Origin of the sequence: Planotetraspora phitsanulokensis (assembly GCF_016863295.1) — a bacterium.
GTDB lineage: Bacteria > Actinomycetota > Actinomycetes > Streptosporangiales > Streptosporangiaceae > Planotetraspora > Planotetraspora phitsanulokensis.
Genome location: NZ_BOOP01000021.1, coordinates 220,828 through 240,430, shown reverse-complemented (window position 1 = coordinate 240,430; position 19,603 = coordinate 220,828). Strand labels below are relative to the sequence as shown.

Sequence of the window (19,603 nt, the reverse complement as noted above, 5' to 3'; positions counted from 1 at the left end):
CAAAAGTGCCCGAAGGCATGGATTCGGGGTTGCATCCCAAGCCTTCAGGAACGTCGACCGGGTGACGGCGGAGCAACAAGGAGGCCGCTTCCCGCCGTGGTGAGGCCTAGTGGGACGGCCCGCCGGTCTTGTCGGGCTTGGGTGGCCCGCTCGGGTGGTCCTCGGGTTTCCCGTTCGGGTGGTCCTTGGGCCCGCCGGTCGGGCGGGAGGCCGGAGCCTTGCCACGGGTCTTGAGGCGGTCCGCGCAGTAGGCCGCGACCTTGTCCCTGCCGCCGGCGACGGTGATCAGGTGGGTGAAGGCCGGATTCTCAAGGGCCTTGCCGGGGTTGTCGCCGGCACCGGCCTGATAGGCGCGGCAGAGGCCGACCAGAGACGGGGACGGAGACCGGGACGCGGACGGGGACCGCGACAGGGACGGAGACGGCGACGGGAAGACGTTGGTGGGGTCGTCGCCGGCCACGTGGGCCTTGCCGATGTCGTGAGTCGCGGTCGGCCGGGCGCTCGGCACGGGGCCGCCCAGAGATTCGGGCAGGTGTCCGGTGCCGGTCGCGAGCGCGACGCCGCCCACAGCGGTGGCGCTGAGCGCCGCGGCGGCCACCTTGAGCGTGACGAATTTCAGCAATGCCGTCTTGATCATCGATTGTTTTCTCTGCTGAAGGGCGGGGACGAGATGGGCCTCCCGGAAGGCCGCCACGGCCGCCTCCTCGCCGCTCAGTTCGCCACGCGGCGCGGCCGCGGCGGCGAGCAACTCGGCCAGCTGATCCGGACCAGCCGTTTCACCGCGCAGCAGCCGCTCCGCGGTGAGACGGTCGATTCGAGGAGATCTGTGAGTGCTCATCTCATGTCCTTCAGCGTCGAAGCCCCCGTTTGTGTCACACCTCCGGTTCACCCCGTCGTATCGCCTTTTCCATCGGCTCCGGTGACGCCCGGGCCGGACCCGTCCGGGAGGGCCGTACCAGGGCGTTCAAGGAGTTTGGCGAGCTTGCGCAACCCGCGGTGGGCCGCCGTCCGAACCGCCCCGGCCCGCTTGCCCAGCACCCGCCCGGCCGCCTGCGCGTCCAGCCCCATCACCACGCGCAGGAGCACCGCCTCGGCCTGGTCACGAGGCAGCCGCGCGATCAGCGCGAGCGCCGCGTCGGAGGCCAACGCGTCGAGCGCGGACCCAGCGGTGTCGTCGTCGCTCGGCCGGTCCGCCAACTGCTCGATCGGCAGGCTGTGGGCGGGCCGGCGACGCTCACGGCGCAGATGGTCCAGGGCGCGGTGACGGGCGATCGTCGCCGCCCAACCGCGGAACCCGTCGGAGTCCCCTCGAAACGACCCGAGGTCGCGGGCGATCTGCAGCCACGCCTCGGACGCCACGTCCTCAGCGTCCTCGCCCACGAGGACCCGCAGATACCGCAGCAGGCCAGGTTGGACGGCCCGGTAGATCACCCGGAAGGCGCCCTCGTCGCCGCGCTGCGCGGCGACCACCGCAGCCGACAGGTCGACCGGGTCCGCCCAGAGCCGCCGAACCTCGGTCGTTTCCTTCGCCGACTCGGCTACCACGAGCCCCTGTCTCCGCGAATCGACGTCGGCGGCCCGAGCATCGCTCTCACCTGACCCGACTGCATCCCCACCGGCGAAATGATGGGCCATACCCGGTCATAACGGAAGCCAAACGGGTCAACCCCCCTGTCAGAGGCTTCCGAGGCGCACGGTCGCCCCCGCTGGTCGATGAGGTCACTCGGCGAACAGGAGCCGGCTCCGGCCGCTGTTCAGCTCGAACCGACGCCGCGGTCTTCGCGTCGCATGTCCCCGGTGCCGGGGGTCCCCGCGCCCAGGCCGTAACGCAGAAGCACAGCGCCCTTGGACGAGGCGACGGGCGGCTCGAGGAGCACCAGGTTGGCGGGCACCGCACCGCCGTCGAACACCTTCTTGCCGACACCGAGCACGATGGGGAAGACCCACAGGTCGAGCCGGTCGAAGAGGCGCTCGTGCAGGAGGGTCTGCACCAGGTTCAGGCTTCCGATCACGTGGACGTGTTCATGCTTGTCACGCAGCTCGTGCACGGCGCTCACCAGGTCGGGTCCCAACTGCGTCGAGCCCGCCCAGTCCAGATCCGGGTTGCCTCGCGAGGCGACGTACTTCGGGATGTCGTTGAACAGCGTGGCGATCCCGCCGTCGACGCCGTCGACCTGGTTCGGCCAGAACGCGGCGAAGATGTCGTAGGTCCTGCGGCCCAGCAGCAGGGCGTCCATGCCCTCCATTCCTGCACCGACGTGCCGGCCGACCGTCTCGTCGAACAGGGGCGCCTGCCATCCCCCGAACGGAAAGCCGTCGGAGTCCTCCTCAGGATCACCCGGCGCCTGGCCAACCAGGTCGAGCGTCGCGAACAGGTCGATGTGGATCATGCCCATGGTGTCCTCCTCCTTGTGTTCCGGCTTGTGCGCCGGCTCGAACTTAGACCGGCGTCCGGACACGAACTCATCGATCGCCGAGGACCTGACAGGCGATCGACACGTCGCAAAAGTCCCGTAGCAGTTCGCGGGAAGGCTGCCGGGGAGTGAATCAGACCGCCACGGATGCGTCATTAGGCGCGGCCGGGGCCTTCGAGCCCGCGTGTTGAAGCTCGCCGGGCAGTTCGCGCATCTTGCGCAGCGGTGAGAGATACACCGGGATCACGGCGAGCAGTTCGCCCAGAACGCCGACCCACAGGGCCTGCCGCACCCCGATGGTCTGCGCGACGCCGATCGCGAACCGCCAGTCGGACTGGAACATCGGCAGCGCCAGCATCCACAGCAGACCGCTCGTGATCACCGACGCGCACATCGCCTGCCCCTGCCCGATCCTGGCCGCGCGCCGTCCTGGAGGCGGACATCGCCTACCGGACCCGCCAGTTGGCCGAGGACGGCATCCAGCAGGTCTTCGCCCATCTGCATCCGGCGCTGCACTGGTCCGGCGACCGCCTGGTCTCGCCGGACCTGCCCGCGGCCGACCCCGACCTGAACGGCGCCGGCATCACCCGGGCCGTCGGCACCCTGTGGGAAGCGCGCGACGCCACCGGCAACGGGCTCGCCCGCCTGATCGGCCGCAGCCGGGCCCAGCTCCTGGCGTACACCACCTCCCCCACCACCACGACCCAGCTGGCCGCCCGCACCGGCCTGAGCCTGGGCACCGTCTCCCAGCACCTGACGGTCCTGCGCGAGGCCGGGCTGGTGACCAGCCACCGGTACCGGCACGAGGTGAACTACACGACCAGCGATCTCGGGATCGCCCTGCTGGAACGGTCGTGAGGCGTAAGAGCAGTCGAGAGCCGGGTCTCCCTATGGGATCGGCGTCCAAGACGGGGAGCGCGGGCCGCTCCCCGGTCTCCCCGGGTGTGGCGTGGCCGGGGACCCTGCGCGAGGTCTGTGGGTCAGGAGGCGTAGGTGGTGACCTTCCACAGATGGCCGTCCGGGTCGCTGAAGTAGCCGAAGTACCCGCCCCACTGGGCGGGGGCCGCCTCCTTGATCACGCTGCCGCCGGCAGCCGCCGCGTTGCGCATCATCTCGTCCACGACTTCCCTGGAGTCGGGGTTGAAGTGGAATGAGGCGCCGCGGAATCCGGATCCATCCGCGGAGACGCCGGCGTCCCGCGCCGCTGCCTCCCATTCGTAGAGAGCCAGCTGCGGGGATCCCTCGCCCAGGCTGAACGAGACGAAATGACGGGTGTCCTTGTCGATCGTGCAGCCCAGGCCTTCGTAGAACTTCTTGGCGCGGGCCAGGTCCTTGACGCCGAGCATGATGGCGTTCACTTGCAGTGACACGGTTCTCTCCTGGTGATTTCGGTGTATGTGCTGCCTGAACCGGCAGGCCGGGAAGCCGGGCCGGGCCTCGGACGTCACATCGGCGTGCGTTCGACGGTCGATCGGCTGGAGGGGCGCAAAGGCCTTGTCCGACAACGCGCGGTGGTTCGGCGTCGACACGATCCCGCGTCGACGCCGAACGTACTCGTCGGTGCCGGTCACGTCGGTCATGCCGAGGGATCATCGGTTCGGAGGAGTCCGGCCGGCGTGCCCGGCAATGGCGCGTCACCCCCTCGCCAGAGGCCTTCCTCGGCGGCTACTCCGCGTAGGGCTGATCCTCTCCCTGGGCGCTGTAGCCGAGGCTCCAGATGTAGCCGTCCGGGTCCGCGAAGGAGCCGCCGTACCCGCCCCAGGGCAGGGCGCCGGCGGGCTTGAGGATCGTGGCGCCGGCCTTCTCGGCCTCCGCGATGATCTCGTCGACTCGCGCCTCACTGCGGACGACGTAGGTGAGGACCAGTCCGCTGAAGCCGCTGCCTTCCGGGCTCGTGCCCACCTGGCCGGCCAGGCCGTCGCGGCCGTAGAAGCCGACGGGCGAGGCTCCGTCCGATTCGAAGAACACCGAGATGCCGTAGTCGTGCTTGACCTTCCAGCCGAGCCCCTCCGTGTAGAACTGCTTGGCCCGCTCCAGGTCCCGGACGCCGAGGAGAATCGAGCTCACGTGCGCTTTCATGCTGTGTCTCCTTGTACTGCCTGAGGTGTATGTGCTGCCTGAACCGGCAGGCGTGACGTCTGGGCCGGGCCCGGACGGTCACATCGGCGTGGGTTTGCCGGTCAATTGGTATGACCGGCAAAACGGAGGAATGTGACAAATGGCCGAGCAGGACTGGCTGAGCGATCGATTCACCGAGCATCACGACCGCTTGCACGCGGTGGCCTACCGGATGCTCGGCTCACCCGGCGAAGCCGAGGACGCGGTGCAGGAGGCGTGGCTGCGGGTCAGCCGCGCCGACACCGGCCAGGTGGAGAACCCGGCCGGGTGGCTGACCACGATCGTCGCCCGGGTCTGCCTCAACATGCTCGAGGCACGCCGGAACCGGCGTGAGGAGTCGGCCGGTGCGCTGCCGCCCGAGCCGGCCGCGCCCAATGCGAGCGCCACCCCGACCGGCCAGGCCGACCCCGAGGACGAGGCGCTGCTGGCCGATTCGGTCGGTGTCGCGCTGATGGTGGTGCTGGACACGCTGACTCCCGCCGAGCGGCTCGCGTTCGTCCTGCACGATGTCTTCGCCGTGTCGTTCGGCGAGATCGGCGCCATCATCGACCGCTCCCCGGCGGCGGCCAGGCAACTCGCCAGCCGGGCCCGGCGCCGGGTGCAAGGAGCCGCCGGCGCATCCGATGCCGCGCGATCGGCGAAGCGGGAAATCGTCGAGGCCTTCCTTGCCGCCTCCCGGAGCGGGGATTTCGCCGCCCTGCTCGAGGTGCTCGATCCGGACGCCGTGGTCGGCGAGATCCGCGGCGGCCACGCGGTGGCGGCTTTCTTCGCCGGACGAGCTCAGGCCGCCCGGCTCGCTCTGGTCGACGGCGTACCGGCGGCCGTCTGGTCGCACCTCGGCCGGCCGAAGGCCATCTTCACGTTCACCGTCCACGACGAGAAGATCACCCGCATCGATATCGACACCAACCCCGACCGGTTCCACGACCTCGACATCGTCATTCTCACCGCCGGCGACAAGGAGCCGCGTTGACCCGCACGGACCTCAAGTTCTCGTCCTGCACTCTCGCAGTCCACGACCTCAACGAGGCGCTCGGCTTCTACTGTGACGTGCTCGGCTTCGAGGTACGCGACGACGGGCCTGAGGGGATGCGATGGGTGAGCGTCGGCCCGCCATCGCAGCCGGACGTGCAGATCGTCCTCGAGTCCCCTGGCGCGGTCCCGGGTGTCTCGCCGGCCGACCGGCAGGCGATCGCAGACCTGACGGCCAAGGGCCTGCTGGGCCGTCTCGTCTTCGTGACCGACAGCTGCGACGCCACCTTCGAGCACATCGAGGCCGCGGGCACCGAAGTGATCCAAGAGCCGATCAACCAGCCCGACGGCGTCCGCGACTGTGCCTTCCTCGACCCCTCCGGCAACCTGCTGCGATTCACCCAGCCGCGGCAGGTGGTCCCGAGCCGGCAAGACAGCGGGAGCAGATCATGAGGTTTCGAGCCTACGTCGAGCCTGCGGAGCCCATGAGAGGGCTCCAGGTTCCCGAAGAAGTCGTGGAGGCGCTCGGTGCGGGCAGGCGGCCGAGGGTGACCATCACGATCAACGAGCATTCGTGGAAGAGCAGGGTCGCCATCATGCGCGGCCGCTACCTGCTCGGCCTGAGCAACGCCAACCGGCAAGCCGCCGGTGTCGTGACCGGCGACGAGGTCGAGGTCGAGGTGGAACTCGATGCCGAGCCTCCTGTCGTGGTCGAGCCCGCGGACTTCGCCCGCGCCCTGGACGCCGACCCGGTCGCCCGCGCTTCCTACGACCGCCTGGCCTACAGCCACAAGCGCGAACACGTGCTCGCCATCGAAAGCGCGAAGAAACCCGAGACGCGCATACGGCGGATCGAAAAGGCCTTGGCAGTGCTGCGGGACCGGGAGCGTCCGTAGCGGGCCGTTACGCAGCTCGGTACACCGACAGTCAGAACCTCTCACCCTCGGTGCTCTCCACCCAGATTCCCAGCACCTCGTAACACGCCGTTCAGGTTCCGTCCGCATGCGATCAAAGACCGCCGCCTAGCCTGCCCTGTCGGCCCCGCTGAGACACCGGGCCACAGCACGCCAGCGACCCCATTTGGAGGTGCGGTCTTTGTCTGCGCCGCTTTTCCGGCGAGTCACCATCGCCGCATTGACACTATCCACGGCAGGCGTCGCCTGTTCGTTGTTCGCCGCCCCGGCGTCCGCCAGCCCGGCCGGGACCGGCCTGATCATTAGCGAAGCGTATGTCAACGGAGGCTCGTCCGGCGCGAGCTACCTGAACAAGTTCGTCGAGCTGTACAACCCGACACCGAACGCCATCTCCCTCACCGGCGACACCCTCCAGTACCGCGCGCCCACGAGCACCGTGGTCCCGAGCGGTTCGCAGGTGTACGCGCTTTCGGGGACGGTCGCCGGCCACGGCCACTTCCTCATCCAGTTGCCGAGCAACAACGCGGCCACCAACCCCGGGTCACCGCTGCCGACGGCCGACCTGAGCACCGGTGGAAGCGTCAACCCGGGCGCGGGGGGCGGCACGCTGTTCATCGCGGCCAGCACCTCGGGTGTGCTTCCCACCGACAGCACGGTGATCGACAAGATCGGCTGGGGAACCAGCAACTCCCCGGAGGCGAACGCTCCGACGGGCAACTCGCTGACCCTGAGCTACCAGCGTGGCGCGGACGGCGCGGACACCGATGACAACGCCGCCGACTTCCACGTCGCCGCCCCCAACCCCCAGAACGCCGCCTCCGACGCCGGCAACCCGGGTGGCGGCACCGGGACGGTCACCGTCACGAGCCCCGGCGCGCAGAGCGCCACCTCCGGCACGGCGATCACACCGATCGACCTGCACGCCTCCGGCGGCACCGCGCCGTACACCTGGACGGCGACCGGACTGCCCGCAGGGCTGACGATCTCCTCGGACGGTACCGTCTCGGGCACTCCCACCACGGCCGGCACGTCGTCGGTGACGGTGACCGCCACCGACTCGACCGGCGCGACCGGCTCGGCCACCTTCGGCTTCCAGGTCACCGAGGTCGTTTCGACCGTCACTCCGATCGCGTCGATCCAGGGCACGGACACCGACACCTCGCCGTACAAGGGGCGGACCGTCACGACCGAGGGTGTCGTGACCGCGGTCTACGCGACCGGCGGCTTCAACGGCTTCTTCCTGGAAACCGGCGGCGCCGGCGGCACCAAGGCCGACGACAAGACTCCGGGCGCCTCCGACGCGGTGTTCGTCTACGGGTCGGCGTCGGCCGGCCAGGTCACGATCGGCGAGAGCGTCCAGGTGACCGGCGAGGTCACGGAGTTCCAGGGCGAGACCGAGATCCAGTTCCCGACGGTGACCAAGCTCGCCACCGCGCTGCCGGCCGTCGTCCCGGACCAGATCGCGTGGTCGGACCTGGCGACCGACGCCGCGAAGGAGGCGCACGAGGGCGAGCTGATCGCCCCGCAGGGCGACTTCACGGTGTCGGACAACTACGACGCGAACTTCTACGGCTCCTTCACGCTGGCCGCGGGCGACAAGCCGCTGCGCCAGCCGACCGACGCCGGAACCGCGGGCAGCGCCGAGGCGCAGGCCTCCGCGGCCGACAACGCCGCCCGGATGGTGACGCTCGACGACGGCGCCAGCACGAACTACAGCACCGGCACCTCCCGCAGCGTTCCGCTGCCGTGGCTGACCACGGCCAACCCGGTCACGGTGGGCTCGAAGGTGACCTTCCACGAGCCGGTGATCCTCGAGTACCGGTTCTCGCTGTGGAACTTCCAGCCGAGGCAGCAGGTCACCGACGACGGCTCGGCCGTCGCCACCTTCAGCGACCTTCGCACCGGGAACCAGCGGCCGGCGGCCGTGGCCGGTGACATCCGCCTGGCCACGTTCAACGTCGAGAACTACTTCCCCATGACCGGCGAGGACTACGTCGCCAAGGGACTGGGCACCTGCACGTACTACACGGATCGGCAGGGCAACCGGATCGCGGTCAACACGTGCACCGGCACGGACGGCGGCTCCGGCCCGCGCGGCGCGGCCGACCACGTCAACTTCGCCCGCCAGCAGGCGAAGATCGTCACCGGTATCAACCGGCTCGGCGCGAGCATCGTGTCGCTGGAAGAGATCGAGAACTCCGTCAAGTTCGGCGAGCCGCGTGACACCGCGCTGGCCGGGCTCGTCGACGCGCTCAACGCGGCCGCCGGCTCGAACGTCTGGGCCTACGCGCCGTCGCCGTCCGCCGACAAGCTGCCGCCGCTGTCCCAGCAGGACGTCATCCGTACCGCCTTCATCTACAAGCCGGCCGACGTCTCCCTGGCCGGACCGTCGACCGTGCTGACCGGAGACTCCGGCCCCGGCCAGCCGTTCTCGATCGCCCGTCAGCCGCTGGCCCAGGGCTTCAAGAAGGCCGGCGCCACCGACAAGGACGCGTTCCTCGCCGTGGCCAACCACCTGAAGTCGAAGGGTGCCGGCACTCCGCTCTACGACGGCGACACCGAGGACACCTCGTCCCCGGCCGTCGACCAGGGCGCGTTCAACGCGACCCGGGTCCGCCAGGCGCAGGACCTCGCCGCGTTCTCGTCGCAGGTGTCGTCGAGCCTCGGTACCGACCGGATCTTCCTGCTCGGCGACTTCAACGCCTACACGCACGAGGACCCGATGCAGGCCCTGTACGCCGCCGGCTACACCGACCTGGGCAGCGCGCTCGACCCGTCGGAGTCGACGTACTCCTTCAACGGCCTGCAGGGCTCGCTCGACCACGTGCTGGCCAGCCCGGCCGCGCGAGCGATGGCGACCGGCGCGGACGTGTGGCAGATCAACGCGCAGGAGGCCGTGGCCTACGGCTACAGCCGCTATAACTACAACGCCACCCAGCTGTTCAACGGCGCCGACCCGTTCGCGGCCTCCGACCACGACCCGGTCATCGTCGAGCTGAACCTTCCGGTCACGCCCGTCGCGCCGGCCTGGATCGCCTCGAAGGTGTACAACAACGGTGACACGGTGACCTACCAGGGCTCGACCTGGCAGGCCATGTGGTGGACGCAGAACCAGAAGCCGGGCGACCCCTACGGCCCGTGGGAGCAGATGGAGACCGCGGCCGACGGCACCGCCGTCTGGACCCCGTCCCGCGTCTTCAACACCGGCGACGTCGTCATCTACAAGAACAAGAAGTACAAGGCGCAGTGGTGGACCCGTAACCAGGCCCCCGGCCAGCCCAACGGCCCCTGGAAGCCCGTCAACTGACCAGAGACCGATGGAGATGGGGCCGCCTTCCGATGCAGATCGAAGGCGGCCCCGTCGCGTTGAAGCGGAATTCGGCATCGAGTTCGCCGATGATCATCGGGCCTTCCTTGCCGCTGAGCTTCCTCTCGACTCCCCGCCGAGCTCAGGCATGCATGGCGGCGCTCAGGCACCGCGGATACGGTCGGCGAAGTCGCGCGCGAAGTCGGCGAACGACCGGGCAGGACGGCCCATGACGTCGGGGAAGTCCGGCGTCGTGAAGTCCCCCCAACCGCCCGCGTAAGCGGTGCCGTACTCGGCGTTGACGGCGGCGATCCAGTCGGGCAACCCGGCGCCGAGCATGGCCTGGTAGGCCTCCGGCTCGCTCAGCGAGTGATAGCGGATCGGCGTACCGAGCACTGTCCCGAACTGCTCCGCGGCCTCCTTCAACGAGATGACGGCCGGGCCGGTCAGCGTGTAGACCTTGCCGTCATGGTTCTCGGGCTCGGTGAGCACGCGCGCGGCGAAGTCGGCGATGTCCCGCACGTCGATCATGCCGAGCCGCCCCTCTCCCAGGTTTCCGAACAGCGTGTCGCCGTTCACCGAGCCAAGCAGGTTCTGCATGAAGAAGTGCGGCCTGATGATGGTCCAGCCCAGGCCGGAGGCCATGAGCTCGGCGTCCGACAGAGCGTGGAGACGCCCGTTGCGCGTGGGAGCCTCATGGCCCGCGCCGACGGCGGACATGCGCACGATGTGGCGCACCCCCGCCCGGCGAGCGGCCCAGACGGCGTTCATGGAGGCGTGCGGCGCCTGCGGGCCCATCGCCGTGAGCAGCCACAGGGTGTCGACCCCCTCGAAGGCCGGGCCGAGCGTGCGGGGCTGGTCGAGGTCGCCGACGACGACCTCGGCCCCGGCGACGTCGCGCGCCTTGCCGGGATCACGCACGAGCACCCGGACGTCGTCGGTGGTGGGCAGGGAACGCAGGAGCGCGCCGGAAACGTTGCCGGTCGCACCGGTGATCAAGATGGTCATCGTTCGTCCTCGTCTTCGATGGTGGTGCCTTCCTCGGCGGACACCACGTGGTCGATGGCGTCGAAGAAAGCTCTGATTCCGGGAAGGTTCGCGCCCTTCGCCCGTGAGCTCGCGAAGTCCTCGGGCGTCTGCCAGTGCACGATGTCCAGCCATTCGTCGCCGGGCAGGCGAACCAGGCGGGCGCCCAGGAAACCGGAACGGTCGGCGCGGAAGTCGGCGAGCATCGCCGGTCGCGCGGCGAGTAGCCGTTCCACGTGCTCGGGCACCACATGGAACCGGGTCAGTTCTACGGTGGTCATGCGTCTCCTCCATGTGTGAGCAGGCGATACGAGAATATAGTAAGACTTAGTGACTATCAAGTTTAGTGACTAATCGAGCAGACAGGTGACCCCCGATGCGGCGCAGCGAACGCAAGCAGATCGACCCCGACCTCGGCATCATGGCCGGCCAGACGCTGTTCGCCCTCCAGAAGGAGCTGTTCACGGCCCTCGGCCGACAGGGGCATCCCCACCTCAGGCCTCGGCACGGAGCAGTGCTGGCCTACCTCGACGAGGAGGGGAGCCGCGCCACGGATCTTTCCCAGCAGTCAGGCCAGCACAAACAGGTGATCGGCACGCTGGTCGACGAACTGGTCGAGCTGGGCTATGTGCGCCGCGAGCCCGATCCGCAGGACCGGCGGGCGAAGCTCATCGTGCCCACCCCGCTCGGACTCGACGAGATGGCGCGGTCGGACGCCATCGTGGCGGCCATCGAGCGCAGACACGCGGAGGTCCTGGGCGAGGAGGTCTACGCCGTCTTCAGGCAGGCATTCCGCCAGATCACCGACCTCCAGCGCACCCATCCCACTCAAGAACTCTCCACGGACTAGCCGAGGCGGCAACCGTGCCCCACGAGTTCGTCGTGCTGGTCGCCGCGGCTGTTCGGACCCGTACGGCTCGATCCGGCGTCGTCCATTCCCGCAGCTCCCATGAGCCCGGCTATTGCTGTCGTTGAGCGATCCGGCGGCCGGCAGCGGCACGAACGCGCCGGGTCCTTCCCTCGCCGGCCAGCAGGGTGAGGGCGGCGGGTGAGGTCAGGGTCTCCGCAGCGTTGCGCTGGAACCAATCGGAGGCAGTGGCGAGATCCTCCGGAGTCCAGGGATCGCCCATGGTGATCGACCTCAGCAGGGTCCACTCGCGCAGGCGGCGGATGAGGAACTCCCGCTCTCCGATCACCGTCGCCATGCTGTGGGCCCAGTCAGGGAACCCCGCGTCGGTGAGCAACCGCGCTGCCCGGTTATCCAGGTGGCGGACCACGGCAGACTGCGCCATCGTCGCATCCGGATCGCGGAGGACGACGCTCACCAGGTCGACCTCGTTCTCCTCGCGAACCTGTGCCAGGTCCTGCAGATAACGAGCAAATCGCTGATGCTCGTCGTCGGCCGGCAGTCCTCCGGCGTCGTTCCGGCCGGTCACGCGGCGGCTCCCTCGGGTCGATCGCGCTGCCGTGATCAGCGCATGCGGCCGGCGCGGCTCAGCATGTCGAGTGGAACAGGCCCCCAACTGGGGTCGTCTCAGCGAACGCGTTGTAGCGCTCGACCGCGGCCCTCGTCTCCTCAACGAAGACCTCGATGCCTTTCTGCTTCAGCAGGTCCAGGGTTTCCGGGCAGGTCTGAAGGACCAAGTCCATCCCTCGTGAGAGGACGACCACCTCGCTGCCATGGTCGAGCAGCTCGCTGACGTCGGCGGGCTGGATGCCTGGAGTGTGACGCGTACCCGTCTCGTTCCAGTCCCAGGCTCGACCACCGCCCGGGTACAGCTTGAAGTCCTTTCCTTCACCCACCCCCTCGACGACCATGCGGCCCCAAGAGATGTGAGTGATCAGTGGAGATCGCTTCATAGCCGGGAGACTAGCCCCGTAGGTGCACTTGCGCGAGCCTTCCCTAGCGCTCTGGTCTGCGTGGATGGAGTCCTTGAACGACGGCGACGGGGCTCCGAAACCGGGCTGTTCAGCTTGGGAATCGGCTACTGACCTTCCCTCTCTGAGCTGGGAAACAGCGGTGCAGATCAGAGCCGGTCTCCTCTCCCTGAGTCCCCGTGGGGGTCTTCAGTGACCGTGATCGCACCCGGGTACGGGGCGTCCCCGGCTCACGCCTTCATACCGCCATCGACCCGGAGTACCGTGCCGGTCACGTAGGAGGAGCGGTCGCTGAGGAGCCAGGCTGCGGCCTGGGCGATCTCGTCGGGGTCGGCCGCGCGGCGCAGCGGGGTGTGCGCTTCGAGCCGCTCGAGGAGACCGGGCGAGTCCGCCTCCCACGTACGGATCATCTCGGTCAGCGTGGTGCCGGGGGCGATCGCGTTGACGCGGATGCCTTCCGGGCCGTAGGTGACGGCGGCCGACTCGGTGAGGCTGTTGACCGCCCGCTTCATCGCACCGTAGGCGGGCAGCTCGGGGTTGGCCATCAGGCTGCCGACGCTGGAGTTGTTGACGATGGCCCCCGTCCCGGCGGTGGCCCGGATGGCGGCGACCTCGGCGACCATGGCCAGCCACGGGCCCCTGAGATTCACGGCGTAGATGTGGTCGAAGTCGGCCTCCCGCACCTGGTCCATCGGGCCGGGCGGCACGATCGTCGCGCCGTTGTTGAAGGCGACGTCGAGCCGGCCGTACAGCTCCACGGCGCGGTCGGCGGCGGCGCGCACGCTGGCCGCGTCGGCCAGATCGCACACCGCGTAGTCCGCGATGCCGCCCGCTGTCCGGACCTCCTCAGTGATCGCCTTCAGTTGGGTTTCCGTCCGGGCCGCGAGCAGCACCCGGGCGCCCTCCCGTGCGAACAGCCGCGCGGCAGCGGCGCCGATACCGCGACCGGCACCGGTGATGAAGGCGACCTTGCCGGCCAGCAGGCCCGGGGCGGCGGGGGTGGATGTGCGGGTGGTGGGTGTGTTGTCCATGGCAGTGAGCCTGCCGCCGGTCCGCCGAGCCCATCCAGGCACCGGCGGTACCTGGATGGGCAAGGGGACTACCTGCGCATACTGGGGTGTGGACAGACGAGAACTGGCGGCCTTCCTGCGCAGCAGGCGCGAGCGGATCACCCCCGCCGACGTGGGGCTGCCTGCCGGTCCCCGCCGCCGCACCCCGGGGCTGCGCCGCGAGGAGGCGGCGCAGTTGGCGTTCATTTCGACCGAGTACTACACGCGGCTGGAGCAGGCCCGCGGCCCGCGCCCGTCGCGGGAGGTGCTGGCCGGGCTGGCCCGTGCCCTGCGCCTGTCGGACGCCGAACGCGACCACCTCCACCACCTCGCCGGCGCCCCGCCGGGCCCTCCGACCGGGCCCTCGCGCGAGGTACGGCAGAGCATTCTCGACCTGCTGTACCGATTGCCGCAGGCGGCCGCGATCGTGACGTCCGCGACGTGCGAGGTGATCGCCTGGAATGATCTGGCGGCCGCCCTCATGGAGGACTTCTCCGCCCTGTCGCGGCGCGACCGAAATCTTGTGCGCCGTGTCTTCCTCGGACCGCACACGCGGGGGCGGCGGTTGTACGGGGTGTCGGATGCGGACGAGTTCGCCCGAAGCGCGGCCCAGGATCTGCGCGCCGCCGCCGCCCGCTACCCCAATGACCCAGAGGTGGCCGAACTGGTGAGTGAACTCCTCGCCGGCAGCGAGGAGTTCACCCGCCTGTGGGCCTCCCACGACGTGAGCGCCGGGCCCACCCTGTGCAAGACCTTCCAGCATCCGCTCGTCGGCCCGGTCACCGTCAACTGCGACGTTCTCGACATCACCGACCGGGACCAGCGCGTCGTGATCTACACGGCCGATCCCGGCTCGCCGTCAGAGGAGGCGTTGAGGCTGCTGTCGGTGGTCGGCACGCAACGCATGGATGTGCCCGGCTGAGTTGAGCCGGGTGGAGGTCTGTCAGTGGGCCGCATCGGCCATCAGGCTCATTCGATCGGACGCGCGTGGGATCTGCGGTGGCCGGAAGCTGGCCCACTGGCGAGGGAGCCGGGTGTCTCGGGTCTCAGCGGTGGGCGCGAAGGCGGCCTTCCTCCCTGACGTCGCTGCTCGCTCGATTCGTCAGGATTGTGCCGGCGATCACGCCGAAGAGATGATCGGCGCGTGGCGTGAGCGAGGGTTGGTCGTTGAGCCACGCGAGGGCCCCGACCAGCGCAAACAGATCAGTGCCATCGATGTCGGTCCGCGCCATGCCCGCGGCGTGAGCGCGGGCGAGGAGCCGTGTGCCTGCCGCGCGCATCGTGACGCACGAATTATGGAGTGCGGACTCGGTGTCTTCAATGGCGGCCATCATCAGCGCCACAACGCCCCGATACTCATGTGCGCACGCGACGCAGTCGCGTAGCCACGAAACGAGAGCATCCTCGGGCGAGCTCGACGTTTCGAGTTCGTCTGCCCTTGTCGTGAGCTCGTCGAAGCTTGTGCGGAGCAAGGCCTCAAGCAAGGCCTCTCGCGTCGGGAAGTGACGGTACAGCGTGGCGAGCCCGACGCCGGCTCTGCGGGCGATATCGCGCAGCGATGCGTCGGCGCCTTCCTCGGTCACGACGGCGCTCGCGACCGCGAGTAGCTGGTCGTAGTTCTTCCTGGCGTCAGCTCGCATATGCCCACCTTGACAATCGGAGCAGTGCTCCACATAATCGGAGCACCGCTTCGGTTAAGGGTAACCCATCTACACTGATCAAGAGGAAACGATGCCGACAAACACGATGAAGGCGATCCGGCTGCACGAGTTCGGTGGTCCTGAGGTGCTGCGTTACGACGAGGTGCCGATTCCCGAACCGAAGCCGGGCGAGGCGCTCGTTCGCGTTCACGCGGTCGGCGTCAATCCCCCCGACTGGTACGTGCGCGAAGGAATGCCCAACGTGCCTCCCGAGCTGAGGCCGCCTTTGAGCTTGCCCGCCATTCCGGGGACGGACGTGTCGGGCGTCGTCGAGGCCGTCGCCGCGGACGTAGACGGCCTCTCCGTCGGCGATGAAGTCTTCGGCCTCCTTCGCTTTCCCGGCCTCGAGGGCAGCGCATATGCCGAGTACGTCGCCGCGCCCGCGTCAGACCTTGCACGCAAGCCGCCTCACATCGATCACGTACACGCCGCAGGGGCGCCTATGGCAGGACTCACCGCGTGGCAGTTCCTGATCGAGCTCGGACACGATCATCCGTCGCCGTTTCAAGCGGCACAGCATCGCCCGATCGCACTGAACGCCGAGACGACGGTGCTCGTCAACGGCGCCGCGGGCGGCGTGGGCCACTTCGCGCTGCAGCTGGCGAAATGGAAGGGTGCGCGCGTCATCGCGGTGGCATCGGGCGTGCAAGAGTCGTTCCTACGCGAACTCGGCGCCGACCAGTTCATCGACTACACCAAGAGCCGTCCCGAGGACGTCGCGCACGACGTTGATCTCGTTCTCGATACCGTCGGCGGTCCCGACAGCAGTCGTTTCCTGCACGCGCTCAAGCGCGGCGGCGCGTTGTACCCGGTGTTCTTCGCCGAATACGACCCCGAAGAGACCGCGAAGCTAGGCGTCACGACCTCGGCCACCCAAGTGCGCTCGAACGGCCCGCAACTCGCAGAACTCGGACGCTTGCTCGATACGGGCACGCTTCGCGTCGCCATAGACAGCACGTTTCCGCTTGCGGATGCTCGAAGGGCGCACGAACGAGCCGCCCGTGGCCATATCCAAGGCAAGATCGTGCTCACGGTCGCATGAGGACGAGCCGTTCACGCCTCCGATTGAGAATCGACCTCGACGGAAGGACCTCCCCGTGACGGCGCCGGCAGCATGGATCATCGTCGCCGGCGGCAGCGGCCTGAAGTCCTGACGGCGGCGCGGTCGGCTGCGGGGAGGGCGCCGCGCCACGCCGCCCACATCGCGCACTCCGCCCTCCCGGCGCACGCCGGGCGACCGCTTTCGCCGACGACCGCGCCCGGCCCTTTCGCTCGACAACCGAACGAAGCGAGGTTCGATATGAAGACGACTGCGGCCCCCGGCTGGGGGAGCGCCTACCTCACTGCGACGCCTGCGGGGGGCGTGGATCTCGACCCTGCGGAGCAACTCGCCGTCCAGCAGACGCTGGCGCGCTACGCCTTCGCCTTGGATCAGCAAGATCTGGCGGCGTTGGAGGGCGTCCTGACCGAGGACGCCATCTGGACGTTCACGATCGCCGGTGAGGTCGACCATGGCCCGTTCGTCGGACGCGCGGCGATCCTCGACTTCGTACGAGGTGCGATGGACGCGCAGACCGATCAGCGACGGCACAACCTCATCAACATGGTCTTCCACAGCGCGGATGTCGGGACGGCTGAGGTGCGGGCCTACCTGATGCTGACGTCGAACGCAGGCGGAAGCCCGAGCGTGATCGCGACCGGCTTCTACACGTTCAGTTTGGAACGCGCCACGAGCGAGTGGCGTATCGCGAAGCTGTTCCTCGGCATGGACAACGCCGAGCAGTAGGAGTCGATCCAGATCGGCCCGGCGCCGTCCGCCGTCCGCAACTCCCGTCCAGTTCCTCGACCCGCTCGGCATGTCCTCCACCGCGGCGCTCGGCGCGGCGACGGCTGATCACAGCCGCTGGACGTCAGGGGGCCCGTTGGTGCAGCGCCCAGAGTGGTCGCATCCTCGTGCCGCGCCAGGTCGCGGAGAGGCTGTCGCAGGGCAGATCGCACCTCAGCAGGCGACGTTGCTGTATATCGCTGCTGTACGGAGATCGAACTCAGTTCGCTGCTTGCTTGACCAGCACGGGGATCCGCTCCTCGCCGGCAGGAGCCCGCAGGAGGTCGCGCCAGTCGGCCGGCGCGAGGATGCCCATGATGACGAGGTGGGTCGGCGCGGCCCAGTACTTGGTCACGGCGCCCAACGCGAACTTAAAGGCAAGAAACAAGTACAGACCGGTCGGAAGGCGTTTCGACATATCTGTTGTTTCGGGGAGAGCCGGGCAGGGTGATGCCTCCGCACGGTGATTGCATTGCCGCCGGTGTCTTACCTTCGGGGGTCAGCCCGCAGGGTGACGATGGCCTTCTCGATACGCCGCCGGCGCGTCTCGGGCTTCTTCGCGCTCTCGATGGCGCGTACATGCTCACGTTTGCGGCTGTACGCGAGATCGTCGTACGCGGCGCGGGTGACGGGGTCGGCGTCCAGAGCCTGTGCGAAGTCCTCTGGCTCGACGACGACGCGCGGCTCGGTGTCGAGCTCCAAATCGACCTCGACCTCGTCGCCGATCGCAACACCTGCGGCCTGCCGGTTGGCATTGCTGAGACCGAGCAGGTGGCGGCCGCGCAGGAGAGCGACCCGGCTCTTCCAGGAGTGCCCGTTGACTGTGATCGTCACGGGCGGCCGCGGGCCTCCGCCGAGCGCCGCTACCACCTCGGACGGAACTTCTAGGCCCCGCATGGGCTCAGGTGGCTCAACGTGGGCCCGAAACTTCATGATCTTCTCCTGTTCGTCCTGCCGGTTCACCGGCACTCGGGGTCACAGCCGTCCGGGACGGCAGCGACAGCGCGCCCCGCCATCCCGGACGGCTGTGTGACAAAGTTCGCGGCTACTCCGCGTAGGGCTGGTCGGTTCCCTGGGCGCTGTAGCCGAGGCTCCAGATGTAGCCGTCCGGGTCGGCGAAGGTTCCGCCGTACCCGCCCCACGGCAGAGCGCCGGCGGGCTTGAGGATCGTGGCGCCGGCCTTCTCGGCCTCCGCCATGACCTCGTCGACCCGCGTCTCGCTGCGGACGACGTAGGTCAGGACCAGTCCGCTGAAGCCGCTGCCTTCCTGGTCCGTGCCCACCTGAGCGGCCAGGCCTTCGCGACTGTAGAAGCCGACGGGCGAGGCGCCGTCCGATGCGAAGAACACCGAGATCCCGAAGTCGCTCTGGATCTTCCAGCCGAGCCCCTCGGTGTAGAACTGCTTGGCCCGATCCATGTCCCGGACGCCAAGAAGGATCGAGCTGACGTGTGCCTTCATGTCTTACTCCTTTAGAGAGATGGTTATGTGGTGCATGGGTGGTCAGTGCCCGGCCGGGCATCCAGGCAGGTCCCGGACGCCACCCCGGCGCGTGTGTCACTTGACGGTAGAAGCGGCGGCCCGACCGGTGCTTCTTCAAACCTGACCGATGCCGCCGGTGATGATCGTTCCTTCTGTTGATGCCAGCGGTCGAGGGCCGCATAGGCGGGTCGCCACTGGTGCTGGTAGGCCTGGCGTGCCGGTTCGGTGAGTTGCGCCAGCATTGCGGCGACGGTCTGGTCGCTCGCGCCGTCCAGGAGCCACGGCAGGATTCTGGGTACGGCGGGACCGATCCGCTGGGCGTGGATCCGCCCGAAGCGATTCCACTGCTCCTGGGTGACGGCCGCCTGAATCAGCGGGAGCGCCTGGTCCTCCTCGTGCCTGAGGTGTCCGGTGAGGCCGGTGACCAGGGAATCGGTGAGATCCCCGAGCCGGTCCAACCCGTCCTCGTCCTCGTCCTCGGACGCGGCCAGTACCTCATCGATCGCCTCGATGACCTGGTCGATGGCGGCGTGTTCTGCCTCCATCGCCTCCAGCAGCGTCAGGCCGGCCGGTCGGCCAGGATCTGGCGCAGCATGGGCCACAGCACGTCGTCCTCGGCCGTGTGGTGGATGTGCAGGGAGGTCTTGAACAGCTCCCACCCGGCGGCTGTGCGCAGGACGGCGCCCGGGTCGGCGCCGACCAGGGTGGTGACTCTGGCCAGGTGCTCGGCTTCCCGGCGCAGCGCGTCATGCATCGCATACATCGCCGTCGTGTCGAGCGCGTCGCTCACGGCCAACTCCTTCGACGGGGCCACCACTTGCGGTCTTGGACGTCTCCCACTGTGGAGTGGCCGCCGTGCCAGCATCAACGTGAGATTCCGAGCGATCCGATAACTTGGCGCTTATAACGCAACTAGGAAC

26 protein-coding genes are annotated in these 19,603 nt (G+C 68.7%); 9 read left to right on the top strand and 17 right to left on the bottom strand.

Annotation, left to right across the window (positions count from 1 at the left end; translation table 11 throughout):
• Positions 1-106: 106 nt before the first annotated feature.
• From Pph01_RS23685 to Pph01_RS23670, 4 genes are all read right to left on the bottom strand, one after another.
• The gene (locus tag Pph01_RS23685) at positions 107-838 is read right to left on the bottom strand and encodes a hypothetical protein (protein ID WP_204075337.1); all 732 of its coding nucleotides are present in this window, start codon (positions 836-838) and stop codon (positions 107-109) included.
• A gap of 47 nt (positions 839-885) precedes the next feature.
• The gene (locus Pph01_RS23680) at positions 886-1,545 is read right to left on the bottom strand and encodes an RNA polymerase sigma factor (protein WP_239116950.1); all 660 of its coding nucleotides are present in this window, start codon (positions 1,543-1,545) and stop codon (positions 886-888) included.
• Positions 1,546-1,754: 209 nt separating this feature from the next.
• Positions 1,755-2,396 (bottom strand): dihydrofolate reductase family protein, encoded by a 642-nt coding sequence (locus Pph01_RS23675; RefSeq protein WP_204075335.1) that lies wholly within the window; start codon positions 2,394-2,396, stop codon positions 1,755-1,757.
• Positions 2,397-2,547: 151 nt separating this feature from the next.
• Positions 2,548-2,808, bottom strand: coding sequence for a hypothetical protein (locus tag Pph01_RS23670; protein WP_204075334.1), 261 nt, complete (start codon positions 2,806-2,808; stop codon positions 2,548-2,550).
• Between the two features lie 68 nt (positions 2,809-2,876).
• Here Pph01_RS23670 and Pph01_RS23665 point away from each other — a divergent pair, with 68 nt between their 5' ends.
• Positions 2,877-3,272 carry an ArsR/SmtB family transcription factor gene (locus Pph01_RS23665; RefSeq protein WP_204075333.1) on the top strand — a complete coding sequence of 132 codons (396 nt, stop codon included), beginning with the start codon at positions 2,877-2,879 and terminating at the stop codon, positions 3,270-3,272.
• Between the two features lie 122 nt (positions 3,273-3,394).
• On the opposite strand, the gene Pph01_RS23660 is transcribed toward Pph01_RS23665, so the two are convergent.
• The gene (locus tag Pph01_RS23660; protein ID WP_204075332.1) at positions 3,395-3,784 is read right to left on the bottom strand and encodes a VOC family protein; all 390 of its coding nucleotides are present in this window, start codon (positions 3,782-3,784) and stop codon (positions 3,395-3,397) included.
• A gap of 295 nt (positions 3,785-4,079) precedes the next feature.
• Positions 4,080-4,493 (bottom strand): VOC family protein, encoded by a 414-nt coding sequence (locus Pph01_RS23655; protein ID WP_239116949.1) that lies wholly within the window; start codon positions 4,491-4,493, stop codon positions 4,080-4,082.
• A gap of 139 nt (positions 4,494-4,632) precedes the next feature.
• Between Pph01_RS23655 and Pph01_RS23650 the strand changes: the two genes are divergently transcribed.
• From Pph01_RS23650 to Pph01_RS23635, 4 genes are all read left to right on the top strand, one after another.
• Positions 4,633-5,505: a sigma-70 family RNA polymerase sigma factor gene (locus tag Pph01_RS23650; protein WP_204075331.1), complete on the top strand. Its 873-nt coding sequence runs from the start codon at positions 4,633-4,635 to the stop codon at positions 5,503-5,505.
• Positions 5,502-5,957, top strand: coding sequence for a VOC family protein (locus Pph01_RS23645; protein WP_204075330.1), 456 nt, complete (start codon positions 5,502-5,504; stop codon positions 5,955-5,957). Before Pph01_RS23650 ends, Pph01_RS23645 begins: the two co-directional genes overlap by 4 nt.
• A complete protein-coding gene (locus Pph01_RS23640; RefSeq protein ID WP_204075329.1) occupies positions 5,954-6,400 on the top strand; it encodes a YdeI/OmpD-associated family protein in 447 nt (148 codons plus the stop codon). The genes Pph01_RS23645 and Pph01_RS23640 overlap by 4 nt, the downstream gene beginning before the upstream one ends.
• A 238-nt stretch (positions 6,401-6,638) precedes the next feature.
• A complete protein-coding gene (locus Pph01_RS23635; RefSeq protein ID WP_204075328.1) occupies positions 6,639-9,725 on the top strand; it encodes an ExeM/NucH family extracellular endonuclease in 3,087 nt (1,028 codons plus the stop codon).
• Positions 9,726-9,887: 162 nt separating this feature from the next.
• Here the strand turns inward: Pph01_RS23635 and Pph01_RS23630 are convergent, their stop codons facing one another.
• On the bottom strand, positions 9,888-10,733 hold the full coding sequence (locus Pph01_RS23630; RefSeq protein WP_204075327.1) for an SDR family oxidoreductase: 846 nt from the start codon (positions 10,731-10,733) through the stop codon (positions 9,888-9,890).
• Positions 10,730-11,032, bottom strand: coding sequence for an antibiotic biosynthesis monooxygenase (locus Pph01_RS23625; protein ID WP_204075326.1), 303 nt, complete (start codon positions 11,030-11,032; stop codon positions 10,730-10,732). The genes Pph01_RS23630 and Pph01_RS23625 overlap by 4 nt, the downstream gene beginning before the upstream one ends.
• Positions 11,033-11,127: 95 nt before the next feature.
• Between Pph01_RS23625 and Pph01_RS23620 the strand changes: the two genes are divergently transcribed.
• Positions 11,128-11,601: a MarR family winged helix-turn-helix transcriptional regulator gene (locus Pph01_RS23620; RefSeq protein ID WP_204075325.1), complete on the top strand. Its 474-nt coding sequence runs from the start codon at positions 11,128-11,130 to the stop codon at positions 11,599-11,601.
• Between the two features lie 109 nt (positions 11,602-11,710).
• Here the strand turns inward: Pph01_RS23620 and Pph01_RS23615 are convergent, their stop codons facing one another.
• The 3 genes from Pph01_RS23615 to Pph01_RS23605 all read right to left on the bottom strand — a co-directional run bounded on the left by Pph01_RS23615 (position 11,711) and on the right by Pph01_RS23605 (position 13,660).
• A complete protein-coding gene (locus tag Pph01_RS23615) occupies positions 11,711-12,187 on the bottom strand; it encodes a hypothetical protein (RefSeq protein WP_239116948.1) in 477 nt (158 codons plus the stop codon).
• 58 nt (positions 12,188-12,245) lie between these two features.
• Positions 12,246-12,611 (bottom strand): Mth938-like domain-containing protein, encoded by a 366-nt coding sequence (locus tag Pph01_RS23610; RefSeq protein ID WP_204075324.1) that lies wholly within the window; start codon positions 12,609-12,611, stop codon positions 12,246-12,248.
• 248 nt (positions 12,612-12,859) lie between these two features.
• Entirely contained in the window at positions 12,860-13,660 is an 801-nt protein-coding gene (locus tag Pph01_RS23605; protein WP_204075323.1) for an SDR family NAD(P)-dependent oxidoreductase, read from the bottom strand.
• A gap of 88 nt (positions 13,661-13,748) precedes the next feature.
• Between Pph01_RS23605 and Pph01_RS23600 the strand changes: the two genes are divergently transcribed.
• Positions 13,749-14,600, top strand: a complete 852-nt coding sequence (locus Pph01_RS23600) for a helix-turn-helix transcriptional regulator (protein ID WP_204075322.1) — start codon at positions 13,749-13,751, stop codon at positions 14,598-14,600.
• Between the two features lie 124 nt (positions 14,601-14,724).
• On the opposite strand, the gene Pph01_RS23595 is transcribed toward Pph01_RS23600, so the two are convergent.
• Complete coding sequence (locus Pph01_RS23595; RefSeq protein WP_204075321.1) at positions 14,725-15,318, bottom strand: TetR/AcrR family transcriptional regulator; 594 nt, start codon at positions 15,316-15,318, stop codon at positions 14,725-14,727.
• Between the two features lie 91 nt (positions 15,319-15,409).
• Here Pph01_RS23595 and Pph01_RS23590 point away from each other — a divergent pair, with 91 nt between their 5' ends.
• Positions 15,410-16,420: an NADP-dependent oxidoreductase gene (locus Pph01_RS23590; protein ID WP_204075320.1), complete on the top strand. Its 1,011-nt coding sequence runs from the start codon at positions 15,410-15,412 to the stop codon at positions 16,418-16,420.
• 258 nt (positions 16,421-16,678) lie between these two features.
• Positions 16,679-17,164 carry a nuclear transport factor 2 family protein gene (locus tag Pph01_RS23585; RefSeq protein ID WP_204075319.1) on the top strand — a complete coding sequence of 162 codons (486 nt, stop codon included), beginning with the start codon at positions 16,679-16,681 and terminating at the stop codon, positions 17,162-17,164.
• A 259-nt stretch (positions 17,165-17,423) separates the two neighbouring features.
• On the opposite strand, the gene Pph01_RS43415 is transcribed toward Pph01_RS23585, so the two are convergent.
• The 5 genes from Pph01_RS43415 to Pph01_RS23565 form a co-directional block, all read right to left on the bottom strand.
• Positions 17,424-17,558 carry a hypothetical protein gene (locus Pph01_RS43415; protein WP_275412861.1) on the bottom strand — a complete coding sequence of 45 codons (135 nt, stop codon included), beginning with the start codon at positions 17,556-17,558 and terminating at the stop codon, positions 17,424-17,426.
• Positions 17,559-17,689: 131 nt separating this feature from the next.
• On the bottom strand, positions 17,690-18,136 hold the full coding sequence (locus Pph01_RS23580) for a YdeI/OmpD-associated family protein (RefSeq protein ID WP_345485318.1): 447 nt from the start codon (positions 18,134-18,136) through the stop codon (positions 17,690-17,692).
• 112 nt (positions 18,137-18,248) lie between these two features.
• Positions 18,249-18,662 carry a VOC family protein gene (locus Pph01_RS23575; protein WP_204075317.1) on the bottom strand — a complete coding sequence of 138 codons (414 nt, stop codon included), beginning with the start codon at positions 18,660-18,662 and terminating at the stop codon, positions 18,249-18,251.
• 23 nt (positions 18,663-18,685) lie between these two features.
• On the bottom strand, positions 18,686-19,228 hold the full coding sequence (locus tag Pph01_RS23570; protein WP_204075316.1) for a hemerythrin domain-containing protein: 543 nt from the start codon (positions 19,226-19,228) through the stop codon (positions 18,686-18,688).
• A gap of 14 nt (positions 19,229-19,242) precedes the next feature.
• A complete protein-coding gene (locus Pph01_RS23565; RefSeq protein WP_204075315.1) occupies positions 19,243-19,473 on the bottom strand; it encodes a hemerythrin domain-containing protein in 231 nt (76 codons plus the stop codon).
• Between the last annotated feature and the right edge of the window lie 130 nt (positions 19,474-19,603).

What these genes read in the sequence shown, in the direction of transcription:
- Pph01_RS23685 (WP_204075337.1), bottom strand. Translation starts at nt 838, where the DNA reads ATGAGCACTCACAGATCTCCTCGAATCGACCGTCTCACCGCGGAGCGG.
- Pph01_RS23675 (WP_204075335.1), bottom strand. Translation starts at nt 2,396, where the DNA reads ATGGGCATGATCCACATCGACCTGTTCGCGACGCTCGACCTGGTTGGC.
- Pph01_RS23670 (WP_204075334.1), bottom strand. Translation starts at nt 2,808, where the DNA reads ATGTGCGCGTCGGTGATCACGAGCGGTCTGCTGTGGATGCTGGCGCTG.
- Pph01_RS23655 (WP_239116949.1), bottom strand. Translation starts at nt 4,493, where the DNA reads ATGAAAGCGCACGTGAGCTCGATTCTCCTCGGCGTCCGGGACCTGGAG.
- Pph01_RS23650 (WP_204075331.1), top strand. Translation starts at nt 4,633, where the DNA reads ATGGCCGAGCAGGACTGGCTGAGCGATCGATTCACCGAGCATCACGAC.
- Pph01_RS23640 (WP_204075329.1), top strand. Translation starts at nt 5,954, where the DNA reads ATGAGGTTTCGAGCCTACGTCGAGCCTGCGGAGCCCATGAGAGGGCTC.
- Pph01_RS23630 (WP_204075327.1), bottom strand. Translation starts at nt 10,733, where the DNA reads ATGACCATCTTGATCACCGGTGCGACCGGCAACGTTTCCGGCGCGCTC.
- Pph01_RS23625 (WP_204075326.1), bottom strand. Translation starts at nt 11,032, where the DNA reads ATGACCACCGTAGAACTGACCCGGTTCCATGTGGTGCCCGAGCACGTG.
- Pph01_RS23620 (WP_204075325.1), top strand. Translation starts at nt 11,128, where the DNA reads ATGCGGCGCAGCGAACGCAAGCAGATCGACCCCGACCTCGGCATCATG.
- Pph01_RS23610 (WP_204075324.1), bottom strand. Translation starts at nt 12,611, where the DNA reads ATGAAGCGATCTCCACTGATCACTCACATCTCTTGGGGCCGCATGGTC.
- Pph01_RS23605 (WP_204075323.1), bottom strand. Translation starts at nt 13,660, where the DNA reads ATGGACAACACACCCACCACCCGCACATCCACCCCCGCCGCCCCGGGC.
- Pph01_RS23595 (WP_204075321.1), bottom strand. Translation starts at nt 15,318, where the DNA reads ATGCGAGCTGACGCCAGGAAGAACTACGACCAGCTACTCGCGGTCGCG.
- Pph01_RS23590 (WP_204075320.1), top strand. Translation starts at nt 15,410, where the DNA reads ATGCCGACAAACACGATGAAGGCGATCCGGCTGCACGAGTTCGGTGGT.
- Pph01_RS23585 (WP_204075319.1), top strand. Translation starts at nt 16,679, where the DNA reads ATGAAGACGACTGCGGCCCCCGGCTGGGGGAGCGCCTACCTCACTGCG.
- Pph01_RS23580 (WP_345485318.1), bottom strand. Translation starts at nt 18,136, where the DNA reads ATGAAGTTTCGGGCCCACGTTGAGCCACCTGAGCCCATGCGGGGCCTA.
- Pph01_RS23575 (WP_204075317.1), bottom strand. Translation starts at nt 18,662, where the DNA reads ATGAAGGCACACGTCAGCTCGATCCTTCTTGGCGTCCGGGACATGGAT.
- Pph01_RS23570 (WP_204075316.1), bottom strand. Translation starts at nt 19,228, where the DNA reads ATGGAGGCAGAACACGCCGCCATCGACCAGGTCATCGAGGCGATCGAT.